16 protein-coding genes are annotated in these 17,352 nt (G+C 70.4%); 11 read left to right on the top strand and 5 right to left on the bottom strand.

Going from position 1 to position 17,352, the window contains the following annotated elements:
• Nucleotides 1–44: 44 nt before the first annotated feature.
• From ACFYRH_RS38015 to ACFYRH_RS38005, 3 genes are all read left to right on the top strand, one after another.
• A complete protein-coding gene (locus ACFYRH_RS38015; RefSeq protein ID WP_387785163.1) occupies nt 45–1,259 on the top strand; it encodes an MDR family MFS transporter in 1,215 nt (404 codons plus the stop codon).
• A 74-nt stretch (nt 1,260–1,333) separates the two neighbouring features.
• On the top strand, nt 1,334–1,942 hold the full coding sequence (locus ACFYRH_RS38010) for an HAD family hydrolase (protein WP_387785162.1): 609 nt from the start codon (nt 1,334–1,336) through the stop codon (nt 1,940–1,942).
• A gap of 18 nt (nt 1,943–1,960) precedes the next feature.
• Nucleotides 1,961–2,503, top strand: coding sequence for a DUF1707 domain-containing protein (locus ACFYRH_RS38005; protein WP_387785160.1), 543 nt, complete (start codon nt 1,961–1,963; stop codon nt 2,501–2,503).
• Here the strand turns inward: ACFYRH_RS38005 and ACFYRH_RS38000 are convergent, their stop codons facing one another.
• A complete protein-coding gene (locus tag ACFYRH_RS38000; RefSeq protein WP_387785554.1) occupies nt 2,504–3,634 on the bottom strand; it encodes a hypothetical protein in 1,131 nt (376 codons plus the stop codon). It lies immediately after the preceding gene.
• Nucleotides 3,634–4,743, bottom strand: coding sequence for a C39 family peptidase (locus ACFYRH_RS37995; RefSeq protein ID WP_387785158.1), 1,110 nt, complete (start codon nt 4,741–4,743; stop codon nt 3,634–3,636). The genes ACFYRH_RS38000 and ACFYRH_RS37995 overlap by 1 nt, the downstream gene beginning before the upstream one ends.
• Before the next feature lie 476 nt (nt 4,744–5,219).
• Here ACFYRH_RS37995 and def point away from each other — a divergent pair, with 476 nt between their 5' ends.
• The 4 genes from def to ACFYRH_RS37975 are packed head-to-tail and all read left to right on the top strand — an operon-like array spanning nt 5,220 to nt 9,102.
• Nucleotides 5,220–5,768 carry a peptide deformylase gene (def, locus tag ACFYRH_RS37990; RefSeq protein WP_387785157.1) on the top strand — a complete coding sequence of 183 codons (549 nt, stop codon included), beginning with the start codon at nt 5,220–5,222 and terminating at the stop codon, nt 5,766–5,768.
• Nucleotides 5,765–6,688: a methionyl-tRNA formyltransferase gene (fmt, locus tag ACFYRH_RS37985; RefSeq protein ID WP_387785156.1), complete on the top strand. Its 924-nt coding sequence runs from the start codon at nt 5,765–5,767 to the stop codon at nt 6,686–6,688. Before def ends, fmt begins: the two co-directional genes overlap by 4 nt.
• Entirely contained in the window at nt 6,685–8,061 is a 1,377-nt protein-coding gene (locus tag ACFYRH_RS37980; protein ID WP_387785155.1) for an RsmB/NOP family class I SAM-dependent RNA methyltransferase, read from the top strand. Before fmt ends, ACFYRH_RS37980 begins: the two co-directional genes overlap by 4 nt.
• Before the next feature lie 48 nt (nt 8,062–8,109).
• Complete coding sequence (locus tag ACFYRH_RS37975; RefSeq protein ID WP_387785153.1) at nt 8,110–9,102, top strand: DMT family transporter; 993 nt, start codon at nt 8,110–8,112, stop codon at nt 9,100–9,102.
• A 106-nt stretch (nt 9,103–9,208) separates the two neighbouring features.
• Here the strand turns inward: ACFYRH_RS37975 and ACFYRH_RS37970 are convergent, their stop codons facing one another.
• A complete protein-coding gene (locus tag ACFYRH_RS37970) occupies nt 9,209–10,162 on the bottom strand; it encodes a DMT family transporter (RefSeq protein WP_387785152.1) in 954 nt (317 codons plus the stop codon).
• 109 nt (nt 10,163–10,271) lie between these two features.
• On the opposite strand from ACFYRH_RS37970, the gene ACFYRH_RS37965 reads away from it, so the two are divergent.
• The 4 genes from ACFYRH_RS37965 to ACFYRH_RS37950 are packed head-to-tail and all read left to right on the top strand — an operon-like array spanning nt 10,272 to nt 15,583.
• Nucleotides 10,272–11,477 carry a cysteine desulfurase-like protein gene (locus tag ACFYRH_RS37965; protein ID WP_387785151.1) on the top strand — a complete coding sequence of 402 codons (1,206 nt, stop codon included), beginning with the start codon at nt 10,272–10,274 and terminating at the stop codon, nt 11,475–11,477.
• A gap of 32 nt (nt 11,478–11,509) precedes the next feature.
• Nucleotides 11,510–13,102, top strand: coding sequence for a hypothetical protein (locus ACFYRH_RS37960; protein ID WP_387785150.1), 1,593 nt, complete (start codon nt 11,510–11,512; stop codon nt 13,100–13,102).
• Nucleotides 13,095–14,306, top strand: a complete 1,212-nt coding sequence (locus ACFYRH_RS37955) for an ROK family transcriptional regulator (protein ID WP_387785149.1) — start codon at nt 13,095–13,097, stop codon at nt 14,304–14,306. Before ACFYRH_RS37960 ends, ACFYRH_RS37955 begins: the two co-directional genes overlap by 8 nt.
• Nucleotides 14,307–14,314: 8 nt before the next feature.
• Nucleotides 14,315–15,583, top strand: coding sequence for a glycoside hydrolase family 125 protein (locus tag ACFYRH_RS37950; protein ID WP_387785147.1), 1,269 nt, complete (start codon nt 14,315–14,317; stop codon nt 15,581–15,583).
• Here the strand turns inward: ACFYRH_RS37950 and ACFYRH_RS37945 are convergent.
• Both ACFYRH_RS37945 and ACFYRH_RS37940 read right to left on the bottom strand, forming a co-directional pair.
• Nucleotides 15,576–16,421, bottom strand: a complete 846-nt coding sequence (locus ACFYRH_RS37945) for an ABC transporter permease (protein WP_387785145.1) — start codon at nt 16,419–16,421, stop codon at nt 15,576–15,578. The genes ACFYRH_RS37950 and ACFYRH_RS37945 overlap by 8 nt on opposite strands.
• The gene (locus tag ACFYRH_RS37940; protein WP_387785144.1) at nt 16,411–17,310 is read right to left on the bottom strand and encodes an ABC transporter ATP-binding protein; all 900 of its coding nucleotides are present in this window, start codon (nt 17,308–17,310) and stop codon (nt 16,411–16,413) included. The genes ACFYRH_RS37945 and ACFYRH_RS37940 overlap by 11 nt, the downstream gene beginning before the upstream one ends.
• Between the last annotated feature and the right edge of the window lie 42 nt (nt 17,311–17,352).

Here is a 17,352-nt window from a genome sequence, read left to right as displayed (position 1 = left end):
CCTAATCGTCGACAACCGCCGGCGGGCCACGGAGAGTTGTCTCCATGAGCGCAGCCACCGCAGTCACGACCCCTGGAGCCACCGCCCTGCCGCGGGCCTTCTGGGCGCTGTGGGTGTGCCAGCTGGTCAACCGGCTCGGCAGTTTCGTGCAACCGTTCCTCGTCCTCTACCTGACCCACGACCGTCACCTCTCCGCCGGTACGGCGGGAGCGGTCGCGGCTGCCGTCGGCGCCGGGTCCGTGTGCGCGCAGCTCGTCGGCGGTTGGCTGGCCGACCGGGTGGGCCGCCGGGTGACGATGCTGATCTGCTTTTTCGGCACCGGCGCCGCGCTGATCCTGCTCGGGTCCGCCCGTTCGATGGCGCTGATCTGGGTGACCGCCTTCCTGGTCGGTCTGCTCAGCGACCTGTTCCGGCCCGCGGTCCAGGCGACGGTCGCGGACCTGCTGCAGCCGACGGAGCGGGTCCGCGCGTACGGTCTGCTGTTCTGGGCGATCAACCTCGGCTTCTCGGTCTCGACCGTCAGCGCCGGCGTTCTCGCGTCCTTCGGCTATGGCCTGCTGTTCTGGGTCAACGCCGCCACGTCGGTGATCGCCGGTCTGGTGATCTGGACGATGGTGCCGGAGAGTCGCCCGGCCCTGGAAGAAGACGCGGTACGCCGGGCACTCCTGCCGGTCGTCGCGCGCGACACAGTGTTCCTGCTGATGATCCTGATCCAGATCGGCTACGCGACCATCTACATGCAGGGCTATTCGACCCTGCCGCTCGCCATGTCGGGAGACGGCCTGTCGTCCCGGACGTACGGTCTCGTGATCGCGCTGAACGGCGTCGTGATCGTGCTGATCCAGCCCTTCCTCGGCAAGTGGATGGTCAAGCTCGACCGGCCGAAGCTGCTGGCGGCCTCGATGCTCGTCGTCGGGCTCGGCTTCGGCATCGGCGCGGTCGTGCACAGTTGGTGGGGGTACGCGCTGTCGGTGGTCGTGTGGACGATCGGCGAGATCGGGTTCGCCGCCGTGATCGGCGCGGTGTTCGCCGACCTCGCGCCGATCGACCTGCGCGGGCGCTACCTGGGCCTGTCCGGGATGGCGTTCGGCGTCGGCACGGTGATCGGTCCGCTCGCGGGCACGAACGCCCTCGAGTACCTCGGGCCTACGGCGACCTGGCTCGGCTGCGCCGTCCTCGGTGTCGTCATCTTCATCGGGCAGTACTCGCTGGCGCCGGCGCTGCACGCCCGCGCTGCAGCAAACTCGGCGACCGCCTGAGGTGAGCGGTCGTCGCCGTCACCACGACGACGGCGACCGCAACCCATGTCTCGTGCCCCACTAGGGTTGCGGACATGACGATCGACGCGGTGGTTTTCGACATCGGCGGGGTGCTGCTCGACTGGAGCCCCGACTACCTCTACACCGAGCTGATTCCCGACGCGGAGCAGCGTTCGCACTTCCTGACCAACGTGGCCACGCCGGCCTGGAACCACAAGCAGGACGAGGGCCGCACATGGGCCGAGGCGGTTGCGGAGCTGAAGGGTCTGCACCCGGAGCACGCCGAGTGGATCGAGGCGTACGACACGGGCTGGCTGAAGATGGTGAAGGGCGTGTTCGAGGACACCGCCGCGGTCCTCACCGAGCTCAAGGCGCTCGGAGTGCCGACGTACGCGCTGACCAACTTCTCCGGCGAGAAGTGGGGCGTGGCGAAGGACGCGTTCCCGATCCTCACGCACTTCGACGGTGAGGTCGTGTCAGGTGTCGAGCAGACGGCGAAGCCGGACGAGAAGATCTACCGGATCCTCCTCGACCGCTTCGGACTGGACCCCGCGCACACCTTCTACACCGACGACATGGCCTACAACGTCGACGGCGCTCGCGCGGTCGGCATCGACGCCGAGGTCTTCACCGGCGCGGCCGATCTTCGCGCGCAACTCCGGGCCCGCGGCCTGGCCGTGTAGCGGTACTACAGTGGATTTGTGAGCCCTGTGCCTGGAGACCGCTCGCCCGCTGTCGGGGATGCGGATCGCGACACCGCTGTGCGTCGTGTGCAGGAGGCCTACACCGACGGGATCCTCACCCACGAGGAGATGGACGCCCGGCTGCACGAGGTGCTGAGCGCCCGGACCAAGCGGGAGATCGAGCGGGCGCTGCGGTCACTTCCGGCCCCGGACCCCGGGCGTTCGGCGACGATCGGCGCGGCGTCCGGGCGGATCTCGCGCGCCGGGGTCTGGCGGGTCCCGCGCACGCTGAAGGTGCACTCCGCGTTCGGCCGGGTCCGGCTCGATCTGTCCCGGGCGATCTTCGAGCACCACGAGGTCGACATCGAGCTCCGGCTCGGCACCGGGGGCGCGAAGATCCGGGTGCCGCGGAACGCGGTCGTCGAGCTCGAGGGCCTGCACACGACCTGGAAGGACTCGCAGTACAAGCCGCCGCGTGGGTCCGCCGGCACCGGTCCGCGGATCCGGATCACCGGTGCGGTCGGGTTCGGCCGGGTGCGGATCCGGCACGCCCGCTGGTAGTCAGACTGCTGCCGAGATCGTTTCGGTGTATGTCGGTGTGCTCGCGAGGTACGCCGCCTCGACGTACACCGTGTTGGCCTGACAGGTCATCGGGGTCAGTGCCACGCCGGACTTGGCGGCGTACATCCGTTGGGGTGCGGCGAGACCGTGGCGCCAGCGATTGATCTGGTAGGTCTCCTCGCCCGCGGCGCTGACCGTGCGGGTCTCCCAGAGGATCCAGTTGCCGCAGGCAAGAATCGTGTCGGTGACGATGGTGCCGAGCGCGCGGGCGGGGGAGTCTCCGGACTCCCGCAGGTACGCCTTGCTCTGGTACTGGTCGGGGTCCGTGGCGCCGACCTCCGACCACACGGTGGCGCCGGCGACCGTCGCGCCGCTCCACTGGTTGCAATCGGTCGCCGCCGGCACCGGACGGGCCGCGCCGCCGGTCAGCGGCGCGGTGAGGATCCGCTTGCAGCGGCGGGCCGTCTCGGGTGCGGTGATCTCGCTGAAGGTGACCGCGTCGGCCGACACCACAGGGTCGGCGACGTACCCGGGTGCGGCGACGCAGGTCACCGGGCGTGCCTTGAGAGTCGCCAGGTCGGCGACGATCAGGCACGAACGGTTCTTCGCGTCGGTCGAGCTGTACGCGAAGGTTCCGTTGTACGCGCCGATCTCGGGTTCGGAGACGGGCGGGAGTCCGGTCGGGGTGGTCGCCTTGCCGGTGGTGAGGTCGTAGCGGACGATCTTGATCTGGGGGTCCGGGCCGTCGGATCGGATGTCCTGGATCAGGGCCCAGTGGTCGTCGATGACGACGGGGGACTGGGCCACGAAACCTGCCGCTGGGACGTGCCGGACGACAACCTTCTTGCCGGCGCGGGCGGTGATTGTGGTCGTCCCCGCCTCGTCGCTGCCGCGCGTGACGACGTACCTGGTCTGTTGGGTGACGAGGTGCTGGCCGTCGACGGGTTGCTTGAGGACGGCGGTCCAGCCAGGCACCGCCGTCCCCGTGTCGCTCGGCCGCGTTGGTGACGGTGACGGCGTCGGCGTAGGCGTTGGTGACGGCGTCGTGGCCGGGCCCGCCTCCTTGGTGGACGAGCAGCCGGCCACGGCCAGGACGAGAAGAGTGCCTAGAGCAACGGTACGGCGACGCATCACAGGCCGATGTTCTGGAACGAGTTGGCCAGCGTGGCGTTGAATAGGGCGCTCGCCGGGATGTTCCGCGGGCCGTCGGTGACGTTGCCGCGGCTGTTGAAGCGGCGCTCGTTGAAGACCTCGAAGATCGCGATCGTCCCGTTCGCCTTGTTGTAGCCGCGGCCCACCTGGTAGTGACCGCTGTGGTTGAAGGCGAGGTACGGGAAGTACCGCTTGAGCAGCTGGACGTGCTCGATCACCGGGGCCTTGTAGACGCCGAGATGCTTCTGGTGCACCTCGAAGAAGGTCTGCGAGTTCCAGCCCTTCACGTTCTGCACGATGTACGGGCCGGCGGCCTTCGGCCAGGCGGTCTTCGCGTTCGTCTGCTTCACCATCGCGGAGATCGCGGTCCCGCCGGTGGTCGAGCCGAGGTCCTTGGCCCAGGACGCCTGGGTGTCCTTCTGCTTGTCGTCGGCCCAGTCGATCGACTGGAACGTCGCCGGACCACACCAGTACCCCTTCTCCTGCGAGGTCTGGAAGCCCTTCATGATGTACGCCGACGCGGGCGCGGCCACCGGAGCCGCGGGAGTCTGCGACGGCACCGGAGTGGACGGCCCGACCGTCGGAGCAGTCCGCGTCGGCGCAACCGCCGGTGTCGTCGTCGGAGTCGCGGTCGGTGCCTGCGCCGGCGTCGTGTCGCTCGGCTGCGGTGTCGCGGCGGGGGCTTCCGGGTTCGGTGGCGGTGTGTTCGCCTGCGCGATCTCGCGGAGTTCGCGGGCCTTCTCGCGGCCGCTCCACGCGGCTTGCATCTCGTCGAGCTCGGCCGTGACCCGCTGGCTCTTCGGCAGTGCCGCGCGCTGCTCGACGAACGTGGCCGGCGTCAGGTCACCGGTCGGGATGTCCTGCTCGGTCCCGGCCTCGTCCGACGCGCGCAGGCTCGGCTCGGTCGTCGGCTCGCTCATCAGGGCGTGCCGCTGGGCACCCGTCGGCACCTGCTCGACGAACCCGAGCCCGAGGCAGTAGTTCTCGGTATCGAGCTTGAAGCACCGCAGCATCGACGCGGCCTGCGCCGACTGGTCCGCGGACCGTAGCTGGACATCACCCGGCGACGTCTCCGTGACCTGTTTCACCACGTCACTCCAGGTCCGCGCGACCGGCTCGTCCGTCGCACTGGGCGTCGTGGACGGGGACGGGGTCACGCGGCTGGGCAACACGGTGGGCGACGACGTGGGGGTGGGCGTCGTGGACGGTTCCGTGGGTGTGCCAGCAGGTGTGCCAGCAGGTGTGCCAGCAGGTGTGTCTGTAGGTGTGCCTGTAGGTGTCGCCGGCGTCGGGTTCGCGCGGAACTCCGGCTGGCGCGGCTGGTAGGCCTGGGCGGTGAGGGGCGCCTGCGCAAGCAGTGCGCCCAGGAGGATCAGAGTTGCCCCCCGTGCTGCAGTGAGCATTGGGTCTCCCGTGCGGCGTGTGACGGCAGTGACTGAGGGTACGCCTGGGACCACAGTACGTGCTTGAGGCAACGATGGGGAGGGGGCCTGGGGCCTGAATCCCGCGCGGCCGCGCACTAGACTTGCTCGGTCCCGGTCCGTGGAACCCGTGTGGAGAGTCTGTGTCGGTCCAACCCATCCGCCTGTTCGGCGACCCCGTACTGATCACCAAGGCCGAGCCGGTCGTCGACTTCGACGCCGAGCTGCGCCGCCTGGTCGCCGATCTCACCGACACCATGCAGGACGCGCCTGGTTCCGGTCTGGCCGCGCCGCAGATCGGCGTCGGCCTGCGGGTGTTCACGTACCACGTCGAGGGCGAGCTCGGGCACCTGATCAACCCCGAGTTGACACTGTCCACCGAGGACCAGTTCGGTCCCGAGGGCTGCCTGTCGATCCCCGGCCTGACCTTCGACTGCCGCCGCGCCCTGTCGGTGATCGCCAAGGGCTTCAACATGTACGGCGACCCGGTGGTGATCGAGGGCTCGGACCTGCTCGCCCGCTGTATCCAGCACGAGACCGACCACCTGGACGGCGTCCTGTTCGTCGACCGGCTCGACCGCGAGACCCGCAAGCAGGCGATGAAGGCGATCCGCGAAGCCGAATGGTCCGGCCTCGCCGGTCCGCCGCAGGTCAAGGTCTCGCCCCACCCGATGAACGGATTCGGTCTGTGAGAGTCGTCTTCGCCGGTACGCCGGAACCCGCGCTCACCGCCCTCGAGGCGATCGTTGCCAGCCGCCACGAACTGGTCGGGGTGGTGACGCGGCCGGACGCCCCCGCCGGCCGCGGCCGCAAGCTGGTCGCCTCGCCGGTCGCGCAGTACGCCGAGGAGCTCGGCGGGATCGAGATCCTGAAGCCGGTGAAGCCGAGTGACCCCGAGTTCCTGGCCCGGATGCGGGAGATCGCGCCGGACTGCTGCCCGGTCGTCGCGTACGGCGGTCTGCTGCCGCAGGCGGCGCTCGACATCCCGCGGCACGGGTGGGTCAACCTGCACTTCTCGGTGCTGCCCGCGTGGCGTGGGGCGGCGCCGGTGCAGCACGCGATCATCGCGGGTGACGACGTGACGGGCGCGAGCACGTTCCGGATCGTGAAGGCGCTCGACGCCGGCCCGGTGTTCGGCGTACTGACCGAGCCGATCGGTCCGGAGGACACGGCGGGTGATCTGCTGCATCGACTGGCGGTCTCCGGCGCGAAGCTCCTGGTCGACACGCTGGACGGCATCGAGGCCGGCGTCCTCGAAGCGCGGGAGCAGCCGAGCGACGGGGTGTCTCTGGCGCCGAAGATCACGGTCGAGGACGCGGAGCTGGATCTGAGCGCGCCGGCGCAGCGGGTGGACCGGCTGGTGCGTGGGTGCAACCCGGCGCCCGGCGCATGGACGACGTTCCGCGGCGAGCGGCTGAAGGTGCTCAAGGTCCGGTTGACCGACGAGGAGCTGAAGCCCGGCGAGCTGCGGGCGACGAAGTCGAGCGTGACGGCCGGCACCGGCAGCAAGGCGGTCGAGCTCGTGACGGTCCAGCCGCAGGGCAAGAAGCCGATGGCGGCCGCCGACTGGGCCCGCGGCATCCGGCTGACCGACGAGGACCGGCTGGGGTGAGCGACCGTTCGCCCCGCAACCGGGGTCCGCAGCGCCGGCCGGATCGGGTCCGCGGGGTCGCGTACCGGGTCATCCGCCAGGTGACCGCGGCGGGGGCCTACGCGAACCTCGAGCTCAACAAGGCGCTCCGCGAGGCCCGCCTCTCGGGCCGGGACGCCGCGTTCTGCACCGAGCTGGTGCACGGCACGCTCCGCTGGCAGGGCACGTACGACGCGTTCCTCGCGCGCAGCGTCTCCCGTCCACTGGAGGATCTCGACCCGGAGCTCCTCGACCTGCTGCGACTCGGGTCCCACCAGCTGTTGAACATGCGCGTCGACTCGTACGCCGCGGTGGACGAGATGGTTACGCTCACCCGCTCCGAGCTCGGTCAGAAGCGCACCGGTCTGGTGAACGCCGTACTGCGGAAGATCAGCCAACGCTCGCTCGACCAGTGGATCGCCACCGTGGCTCCGACGATGGCGGAGGACCCGCTCGGTCATCTCGCGATCGCGGAGGCGCACCCCCGGTGGGTGATCGAGGCGTTCGACCGGGTGCTCGACGACGGTCTGGAAGATCTGCTCGTGGCCGACAACGAGCCGCCACGGGTGACGCTGGTGGCGAGGCCGGGGCTGGCCGACGTGGACGAGTTGGTGGCCGCCGGTGCGGCGCCGGCACGGTGGTCGCCGTACGGCGCGGTTCTCGACGGTGGTGGTGATCCGGGTCGGATCGAAGCGGTCGCCACCGGGCGGGCCGGCGTACAGGACGAAGGCTCGCAGCTCGTCGCGCTCGCGCTGGCCGCGGCCAAGGTCGACGGTGACGATTCCAACTGGCTCGACCTGTGCGCGGGGCCGGGTGGCAAGTCGGCGTTGCTCGCGGCGTTGGTGCAAGAGCGTGACGGGCAACTGACCGCTGTCGAGCCGCTCAAGCACCGGGCGGATCTCGTGCGGCAGAACTTGCGGGCGATTCCGGGCAATCACAAGGTGCTGGTCGGGGACGGGACGAAGCCGACGTGGCCGGCGGGTTCGTTCGATCGCGTGCTGGCCGACGTACCGTGCAGCGGCCTGGGTGCGCTGCGTCGCCGTCCGGAGGCCCGCTGGCGCCGCACGCCGGCCGACGTCGAGGAGCTTCGCCCGCTCCAGGAGGCACTGCTCGACTCGGCGATCAAGTCGGTTCGCCCGGGCGGGGTCGTCGCGTACGTGACCTGCTCGCCGCATCCCGACGAGACGCGTGCGGTCGTCGATGCGGTCCTGGGTCGGCGTACCGACGCTGCGCTGGAGGATGCGCGGCCGCTGTTCCCCGGCGTACCGGAGCTGGCCGACGGGCCGGACGTGCAGCTGTGGCCGCACCTGCACGGGACGGACGCGATGTACCTGGCGCTGATCCGGCGGTCATAATCCGGACCTGCTGTCAGGCGCTACCGTCCGAACGGTCATGATTGTGACGTGACAACAACCGCGACGCGTCCGGCAGCGTCCACCCGGAACCATCAGGTCATCGGCCTGGCGGCGGCGTTCGGGATCGGCATGCTGGTCGCGATCCAGTCCCGCCTGAACGGCGAACTCGGCGGCCTGCTCGGCGACGGGATCCCGGCGGCGCTGATCTCGTTCGGCTCCGGCCTGCTCATCCTGCTGATCGCGACCGCGGTAGTACCGCCGGTTCGCCGCGGGCTCGGCCGGGTCTGGCACGCCATCCGGACGCCGATGCGGGGGTACGGCGGTCTGCGCTGGTGGCAGTGCCTCGGCGGAGTCGCGGGCGCGTTCCTCGTCGCGACGCAGTCGATCACCGTGTCCGTCATCGGTGTCGCGGTGTTCCTGGTCGCGGGCGTGGCCGGGCAGGCGATCAGCAGCCTGGTCGTGGACCGTCTCGGCTTCGGTCCGGCCGGTCCGCAGCCGCTCACCGCTGTCCGGGTCCTCGGTGCCTTGATCGCGCTCGTCGCCGTGGGGCTCGCGGTGTCGGAGCAGTTGAGCCATCCCGATGGTCTGTTGCTGGCGGTCCTGCCCGCGCTCGCCGGCGTCGGCACCGCCGTACAGCAGGCGATCAACGGGCGGGTCGCGCGGACCGCGTCGACCGACGCGTACGGCGCGGTCGCGGCCGGCGTGGTGAACTTCCTGGTGGGATTCGCCGCGCTGCTGATCGTCTTCCTCGTCGACCTCGCGCTCCGCGGCGCGCCGCGGCACCTGCCGAGCGAGCCCTGGCTCTACCTCGGCGGTGCCTGCGGCGTCATCTTCATCAGCGCTGCCGCCGCAGTGGTCCGCGTCGTCGGGGTGTTCGTTCTCGGCCTCGGCACGATCGCCGGCCAACTGATCGCCAGCCTGGTCATCGACATGTTCCTGCCGGTCGCCGACAAGCCGATCACCACGACGGTCGTCGCCGGCACCCTCCTCGCCCTGGTCGCCGTGATCGTCGCGGCGATCCCCAACCTGCGCAGCCGCTGACGCGGATCTCCACCACTCAGCAACCGAGCCGAACCCGGGCACCTCAGACTCGCCTGCGCGCCGGTTCGCCCATCGGTGCGGGTTGGTGAGTGGTGGAGGTCCGGGTTCAGGTGGTGGCCGGCGCCTGGGTGGCGACGACCGGCTTGCGGCGTCGCGAGGTCAGGACGCCCTGGGAGACAGCCACGCCGAGCAGGACCACCAGGCCGCCGACCGGCTGGTACCAGGTGATGTGCTCGTGCAGGACGATCACGCCGACGGCGATCGAGAAGATCGGCATCAGGTAGGTGACCATCGACGACCGGCTCGCGCCGATCAGGCGGATGTTGCGCATGCTGAGCACGAAGGCGAGACCGCTCCCGAGCGCTCCGAGGGCGACGACGCTCAACACCACCTCGGGTGACAGGGACCACGGCGCCGGCGGTGCCTGTCCGGTGACGAGCGGCGCGACGATCGCGAGCTGCACGGTTGCGCAGAGCAACAAACTCGCGGACAGGGCCGTCCCGGACAGCGTCGTACCGGCCAGGAACCGTTTCTGGTACGGGATGGCCAGTCCGTAGAACCCGGCCGCGAGCATGCACAGCCCCTGCCCGAGCAGGTCCGCGCCGCCCTGCACCCGCCAGGCGCCGAGCACGACGAGCATCCCGGCGAACCCGATCAGCAGACCGAGCCCGCGCTGCAGCGAGAACGTCTCCGTCCGGAAGATCAGGACCGCGATCGGCAGCACGATCAGTGGGGTGATGCCGTTCCAGATACCCGCGAGCAGCGAGGGGATCCGTTGCTCGCCGTACCCGAACAGGGTCCACGGGATCGCGGAGCCGATCGCGCCGACGACGAACGAATGTCCCCACAGCCGCGGATCCCGGGGCAGCGGCTCGCGCTTCACCGCCAGGATCGCGAGGAGTACGGCGGAGCCGGCGATCACCCGGCCGAGCGCCAGGTAGAGCGGCGGCAGTTCGCGGACGCCGACCGAGATGAACAGGAAGCTGCAGCCCCAGATCGCGGCCAGCGCCACCATGATCGGAAGCCAGGCCCGCACCGGGGCCTTGTCAGGAGTCGTCACCGTGCTCACTCCTGACATCCTGCACTACAGTTCCGACAGTTCGCGCATTTTTATCCGCATTCGGGCAGATCCCGGGTTGTGTGACAGGTGGGGTGAAAGGATGACGCTCATGGGTGCCTTCGATGTGGTGGCGGTCCGCAAGCAGTTCCCCGCGCTCGACGAGGGCGCGGCGCACTTCGACGGTCCGGGCGGGTCGCAGACCCCGCAGGCCGTCGCGGACGCGGTCGCGCGGACCATGACGTCCGCGCTCGCCAACCGCGGCCAGCTGACCGCCGCCGAGCGGCGCGCCGACGAGATCGTCGTGAACGCCCGTCAGGCGATGGCCGATCTGCTCGGCACGAGCGCGCAGGGCATCGTGTTCGGCCGCAGCATGACGCAACTCACCTACGACTTCTCGCGCACCCTCGCGAAGACGTGGTCCCCGGGCGACGAGGTGATCGTCACGCGCCTCGACCACGACGCGAATGTCCGTCCGTGGGTGCAGGCGGCCGAGGCGGCCCGGGCCACTGTCAAGTGGCTGAGCTTCGACCCGGAGACGTCCGAACTCGACGACATCGCCCCGCTGCTGTCCGACCGCACCCGCCTGGTCGCGGTCACCGCGGCGTCGAACCTCCTCGGCACCCGCCCCGACACCGAGCGGATCGCCGCGCAGGTCCACGAGGCCGGCGCCCTGATCTACGTCGACGGCGTGCACCTGACCGCCCACGCCCCGGTCGACGCGCGGTACGCCGACTTCTACGCGTGCTCGCCGTACAAGTTCTTCGGTCCGCATCTCGGGGTGCTCACTGCCGCGCCCGAGCTGCTCGAGACGCTGAAGCCCGACAAGCTGGTCCCGTCGACGGACGCCGTACCGGAGCGCTTCGAGCTCGGGACGCTGCCGTACGAGCTCCTCGCCGGTACCACTGCGGCGGTCGACTTCATCGCGGGTCTCGCCGGCACCGGCAGCACTCGCCGCGAGCGCCTCGCCAGCTCCCTGCAGGCCGTCGAGCAGCACGAGGACGCCCTCCGCGACGACCTCGAAGCGCGCCTCCGGGCGATCCCGGGCGTCACTCTCCACGGGCACGCCGCGCACCGCACGCCGACCCTGCTCTTCAGCGTCGAGGGCCACGCTCCGTCCGAGGTCGCCGAGCGGCTGGCGGCAGCCGGCGTGAATGCCCCGGCAGGATCGTTCTACGCCTACGAGCCGGCGCGGCACCTCGGTCTCGGTCCGGCCGGCGCGGTCCGCGCCGGGCTCGCGCCGTACACGGACCAGTCGGACGTCGACCGTCTCGTGGCCGCGGTCTCCGCCTTGACCGTCCGATCAAGCACTAATTAAAGTCCCTGGGGAAATTAACCCGAGGGAGTCAGGTGAGAGAACCAAGCGCTGTCTTCGTCCAGGCGGATCCCTCGGACGGACTGACCACAGCGATCCGCTCCGGCACGACCTGGTCAGCGGCCGGCGTCGAGGTCGGCTGGGACGACGGCACGGTCGACGTGACCGCGGCCGCGGTGTCCCGGGTCGCCCTCCGCTGGGCGGACCGGCTGCCGACTGGCGCCCTGATCCTCGGTGACGCGTGGGAGCGCTCGTACGGCGATCTGCAGTGGCGTCACCAGCAGCCCGAGCGGTTCCTCCCGTGGTACTTCCTCGCCCACGACCCCTCGACGGGCGCCACCAGCGGCGCCGGGGTGGACGTGCAGCCGAACGCGTTCTGCTCGTGGACGGTCGACGGCGACGGCTTCACCCTCTGGCTCGACCTCCGCAACGGCGGCGGCGCGGCACACTTGGGGGGCCGAACCGTCTCCGCCGCGACCGTGCGACGATTCGAGGACGCGGGGACACCGTGGCAGACGCTGCACGCAGCCGTCGCCACCATGAGCACCCGGCTACCGGCGCGACCTGAGCCCGCGCCGGTGGCCGGGCCTTTGTCTGGGCCTTTCGTCGGGGCCAACAACTGGTACTACGCCTACGGCGCCAACTTCGACGAGAAGGCAGTCCTGCAGGACGCGTCCACGCTTGTCGAGCTCGCCGACGGTCACCGGGTGAAGCCGTTCAGCGTCGTCGACGACGGCTGGTACCCGGGCGGCATCTGCTCCGGCGGCCCCTGGGACCGCGGCATCCCCGGCGTCTTCGACGACATGGCCGGTACGGCGGCCGCGATCAAGGCGATCGGTGCGCGGCCGGGCCTGTGGTTCCGCCCGCTGCTGGTCCGCGAGCCTTCTCCGCTGACGTCGACGGCCCCGCACGACAAACCCGGGCGCGCGCTCGACCCGACGTACCCCGAGGTGCTCGACGGGATCCGGGCGGATCTGCGACGGTTCAAGGACTGGGGTTTCGAGCTGGTCAAGCACGACTTCAGCACGTACGACGTGTTCGGTGGGTTCGGTCCCGCGATGGGGTCCCGGCTGACGCGGGACGGCTGGCAGTTCCACGACCGGTCGCGGACGACGGCCGAGATCGTACTCGCGTTCTACCGCGAGATCCGGGCCGCTGCGGAAGACGTCGTACTGATCGGCTGCAACACCGTCGGTCATCTCGCCGCCGGCCTGGTCGACATCCAGCGGACCGGCGACGACACGTCCGGCCGGGACTGGGAGCGGACCCGGAAGATGGGTGTGAACACGCTCGCGTTCCGGCTCCCGCAGCACAACCGGTTCTTCGCCGTCGACGCGGACTGTGTCCCGTGCACGCCGCAGACGCCGTGGGAGCTCAACGAGCGCTTCCTGGACCTGGTGGCGCGATCAGGGACGGCGCTGTTCCTTTCGATCGACCCGGCGGCCCGGAGCGAGCGGACGGACCGGGCGTTGCGGGCTGCTATCCGGCTCGCGCTCGACGGTGGTGACGAGTCCGGGATCGAACCGGCCGACTGGCTGGTGAACACCACACCGACCGAGTGGCGGTCGGGCGCCGAAACCGTTCGCTACGACTGGTCCCTTCCCTGGGGTGCGGACCCGAATGGTTAGACGGGGCACGAACTTCGATCGCGTCGGCGACTTCAACGATGCTGTCGTCCTGGACGCGATCCGCCGCAGCGAGCAGCTCAGCCGTGTCGAGCTCGCCGAAGCGACCGGGCTGTCCGGTCAGGCGATCTCGAACATCGCGCGCCGGCTGCTCGACGCCGGCCTGGTCCGCGAGGCCGGCCGGTTGCGCGGCGCGGGCCTCGGCAAGCCGCGGACGCTGCTCGAGCTCGAGCCCACCGGCCGGTACGCCGCCGGCGTCCACCTGGATCCGTCGGTCGTGACCGTCGTCCTGCTGGATCTCACCGGCGGGGTCGTCGCGCGCCGCCCCGTCGACCAGGGCGCCGACGACCCCGGCGTACTCATCGACGGCATCGCGAAGACGATCGAGGACGTGATCGCGGAATCCGGCGCTCCGCGTGACCGCGTGACCGGGGTCGGGATCGCCGCGCCCGGTCCGATCGACGTCGAGCGCGGCGTGGTCGTCGACCCACCGAACCTGTCGACCTGGCATCTCGTTCCGCTCCGGGACGAGCTGCGGGAGCGCACCGGGCTCCCGGTCGTCCTGGACAAGGACGTCACCGCCGCCGCGTCCGCAGAGCGCTGGGCCGGGCAGGGCGGCAGCTTCCTGTTCTTCTACCTCGGTACCGGGGTCGGCGCCGGCCTGGTCGTCGAGGACGAGCTGGTCCGTGGATCGTCGAGCAACGTCGGCGAGATCGGTCACGTGATCGTCGATCCCGAAGGTCCGCTCTGCTACTGCGGCCGCCGCGGGTGCGTCGGTGAGTCCAGCCAGCCGCGGTACCTGGTGCAGCAGGCGGTCGAAACCGGAGTACTTGCCCCAGGCATCGACCTCGACGACCGGTCGGCGGTGGACGCGGCGTTCGCGCGACTCTGCGAGCTGGCCGTCGACGGTCCCGCGCGGGCCATCGTCGCCGCGCTCGCGACCCGGATCGCCAAGGTCGTCGAGGACATCGCGAACCTGCTCGACCTCGAGCGCGTCGTCTTCGGCGGTCCGCACTGGGAACAGCTCGCGCCGGTCTTCGGCGACGCGGTGCGGGACGCGCTGACGGACCGGTTCCTGGTCCGCGCGGTGCACCCGTTCGAGGTCGCCGGTACGGCGCTCGGCGCCGAGGTCGGCGCGATCGGCGCCGCCAGTCTGGTCCTCGACCAGACCTTCTCGCCCAACCCCTCACTCGTCGGTGAAAGGTAGATGTGTTGATGATCGACCCCGAGGTCCTGACCCGCGCCACGGCGGCTGTTCAGCAGGCCACCGGTGACGCCGCGATCGCGGAGATGTTCCGGCGCTCGATGGCCGAGAACCTGCCCGCGGTCGCCGAGCGGCTGCCGGACGGGACGACGTTCGTGCTCACCGGCGACATCCCGGCGATGTGGCTGCGCGACTCGGCCGCGCAACTGCGCCCGTACCTGCTGCTGTGCAAGGACGATCCGGGCCTGCAGGACGTCCTGATCGGCGTCCTGCACCGCCAGCTCGAGTACGTCGTCCTGGACCCGTACGCGAACGCCTTCAACAAGGAGGCGAACGGCGCCGGTCACGTCACCGACGAGACCGAGATGTCGCCGTGGGTGTGGGAGCGCAAGTACGAGATCGACTCGCTCTGCTTCCCGCTGGAGCTCGCGTACCGGCTGTGGCGGATCACCGGCCGCGCCGACGTGATCGACGACCGGTACCGCGCCGCGGCGGAGGCGATCATCGAGCTGTGGACCGTGGAGCAGGACCACGAGGCGAACTCGCCGTACCGGTTCCAGCGGCTCGACGACCGGCCGTCGGACACGCTGGTGCGCGAGGGCCGTGGCCGGCTGACGAAGCCGACCGGGATGTCCTGGAGCGCGTTCCGGCCGAGTGACGACGCGACCGAGCTGGGCTTCAACGTGCCGGGCAACATGTTCGCGTCGGTGGTGCTCGGCTACCTGGAGGAGATCGCGACCGAGGTACTGCGGGACGAGCCGCTGGCCGATCGCGCGAAGACGCTGAAGGCCGAGATCGACGAGGGCATCGCGCAGCACGGGACGATCGATCACGCCACGCACGGCCGCGTCTACGCGTACGAGGTCGACGGTCTGGGCGGGTCGCTGGTGATGGACGACGCCAACATGCCGAGCCTGCTCGGGATCCCGCTGACCGGGTACGCCGCCCCGGACGACCCGACGTACCTCGCGACGCGCGAGCTGCTGCTGAGCCCGGAGAACCCGTACTACTACAGCGGCACGGCGGCCTCCGGCATCGGCAGCCCGCACACGCCCCCGCGCTACATCTGGCACATCGCCCTCGCCGTACAGGGCATCTCCAGCACATCGGCGGAGGAGCGCCAGCAGCTCCTGGAACTCCTCCGCGACACCACCGGCGGCACCGGCCAGATGCACGAAGGCTTCGACGTGGACGACCCCACCAAGTACACCCGCGAATGGTTCTCCTGGGCCAACGCCATGTTCTGCGAACTGGCCCTGGTCCACGCAGGCATCAACTGACGTCGCGGCGCCGCACTGTCCAGGCGGCGAGGACGCCGAAGAGTAGGCAGTAGCCGAGTAGCGTCAGGAGGGCTCGGCCGCCGCCGACTGCGTCTCGTACGCCGGGTGGGGCGTCGGCGGCTGCCATGCCTGTCACGCTGAACACGAGGGAACCGGCGTTGGTTCCGGGGAGGGCGTTGGCGAGCCACTTCAGGCTGGGGAGCAGGGTGCTGACAACGCCGGCCAGGAGGGTCTCGATGCCGAGGATCCAAACGACACCGAGGCCGATCGGCAGCGCGACGTTGCGGAAGGCAACGGCCAGGACGGCGCCGGCCAGGCACCACGTCATCAGGACCAGCCAACCGCCGCCGAGCCCTTGCAGGACATCGCCGATGCTCGGCCAGTTCGTCGCGCCGTTCTCCGCGGCGGCGACGGCGACGCTGCACGCGGCGCAGGCGGCGAAGATGCCGAGCACCCAGAGCGCGATCATCGTGCCGAGCGCCAGGAACTGGGCGCCGAGGATCGTGCCGCGCCGCGGGCGCTGGGTGAGCACGGTCTTCAGTGTTCCCCAGCTGTACTCGCCGCCGAGCACGATCGCGCCCAGCACCAGCGCGAGCGCACCGGCGAAGATCGGGTACCCGCCGATCGTGTTGTCGATGACGCGCGCCGGCAGCATTCCGCGGAGGACCTCGGCCCGCGGTACGCCCGTCGTGCTCGGGGTGTCGTCGCCCGTCGCGTAGGCGACGTACGGCAGCAGGTAGCCGAAGATCAGGCTCAGCACCAGACCGGCGGCGAACAGCACCCAGACCGCGGCGCGCTTGCGGAGCTTGAGGATCTCCGCCCGGTAGCTACCCAACATCGGCCTTCTCCTCCGTCGTGGTGAGCTCGAAGAAGATGTCCTCGAGAGCTCGTTCGGTGCTGTGCAGCGCGGACACGGCGATCCCGGCCTCGACCAGCACCCGGTTGACCTCGGCGGCCCGGTCCGGCGCGACCTTCACCCGCAGCGTGTCGTCGTACCGGTGCACCGTGCCGAACCGGGCGAGCAGCTTCTGGGCCCGGTCCCTCGGAGCGGCCTGGATGACCAGCTCCTGCTCGCCGCGCAGCTCGGTGACGTTGCGTTCGGCAACCATGTGTCCGGCGTTGATGATCCCGACCCGGTCGCAGATCTGCTGGACCTCGCCGAGCAGGTGACTGGACAGCAGCACCGTCCGGCCGCCGGTCCCGAGCTCGCGGATCAGCCGGCGCATGTCGCGCATCCCGGCCGGATCCAGCCCGTTGGTCGGCTCGTCGAGGATCACCAGCTCCGGGTCCTTGAGCAGCGCGGCCGCGACCCCGAGCCGCTGCTTCATCCCCAGGGAGTACGTCGAGAACCGGTCCCGCGCGCGATCGGCGAGGTCGACGAGCTCCAGTACGTCGTCGATCCGCGGCCGCGACACCCCGGCGTACTCGGCGAGCAGCCGCAGGTTGTCCAGCCCGGACAGGTACGGGTAGAACGCCGGCGACTCGATCATCGACCCGGTGCGCCCCAATACGCCGGCCTCGCCCGGGCGGCCGCCGAGCACCCGGACCTTCCCGCTCGTCGGTGCGATCAACCCGGTGAGGATCCGGAGCGTGGTCGTCTTACCCGCTCCGTTGGGCCCGAGGAACCCGTACACCTCACCCGGCAGCACCGTCAGATCGACACCATCGACCGCGAGGGTGTCGCCGTACCTCTTCGTCAGCCCACTGACCTCGACAAGCGCATCCATACCTCGAGGTTGCCGCCCGCGCCCCCTCGCCCGCGTCGCCTC

This window comes from Kribbella sp. NPDC004875, assembly GCF_042873375.1.
Classification (GTDB): Bacteria; Actinomycetota; Actinomycetes; order Propionibacteriales; family Kribbellaceae; genus Kribbella.
The sequence above is the reverse complement of the archived record's forward strand: the minus strand, read 5'-3'. Positions and strand labels throughout refer to the sequence as shown.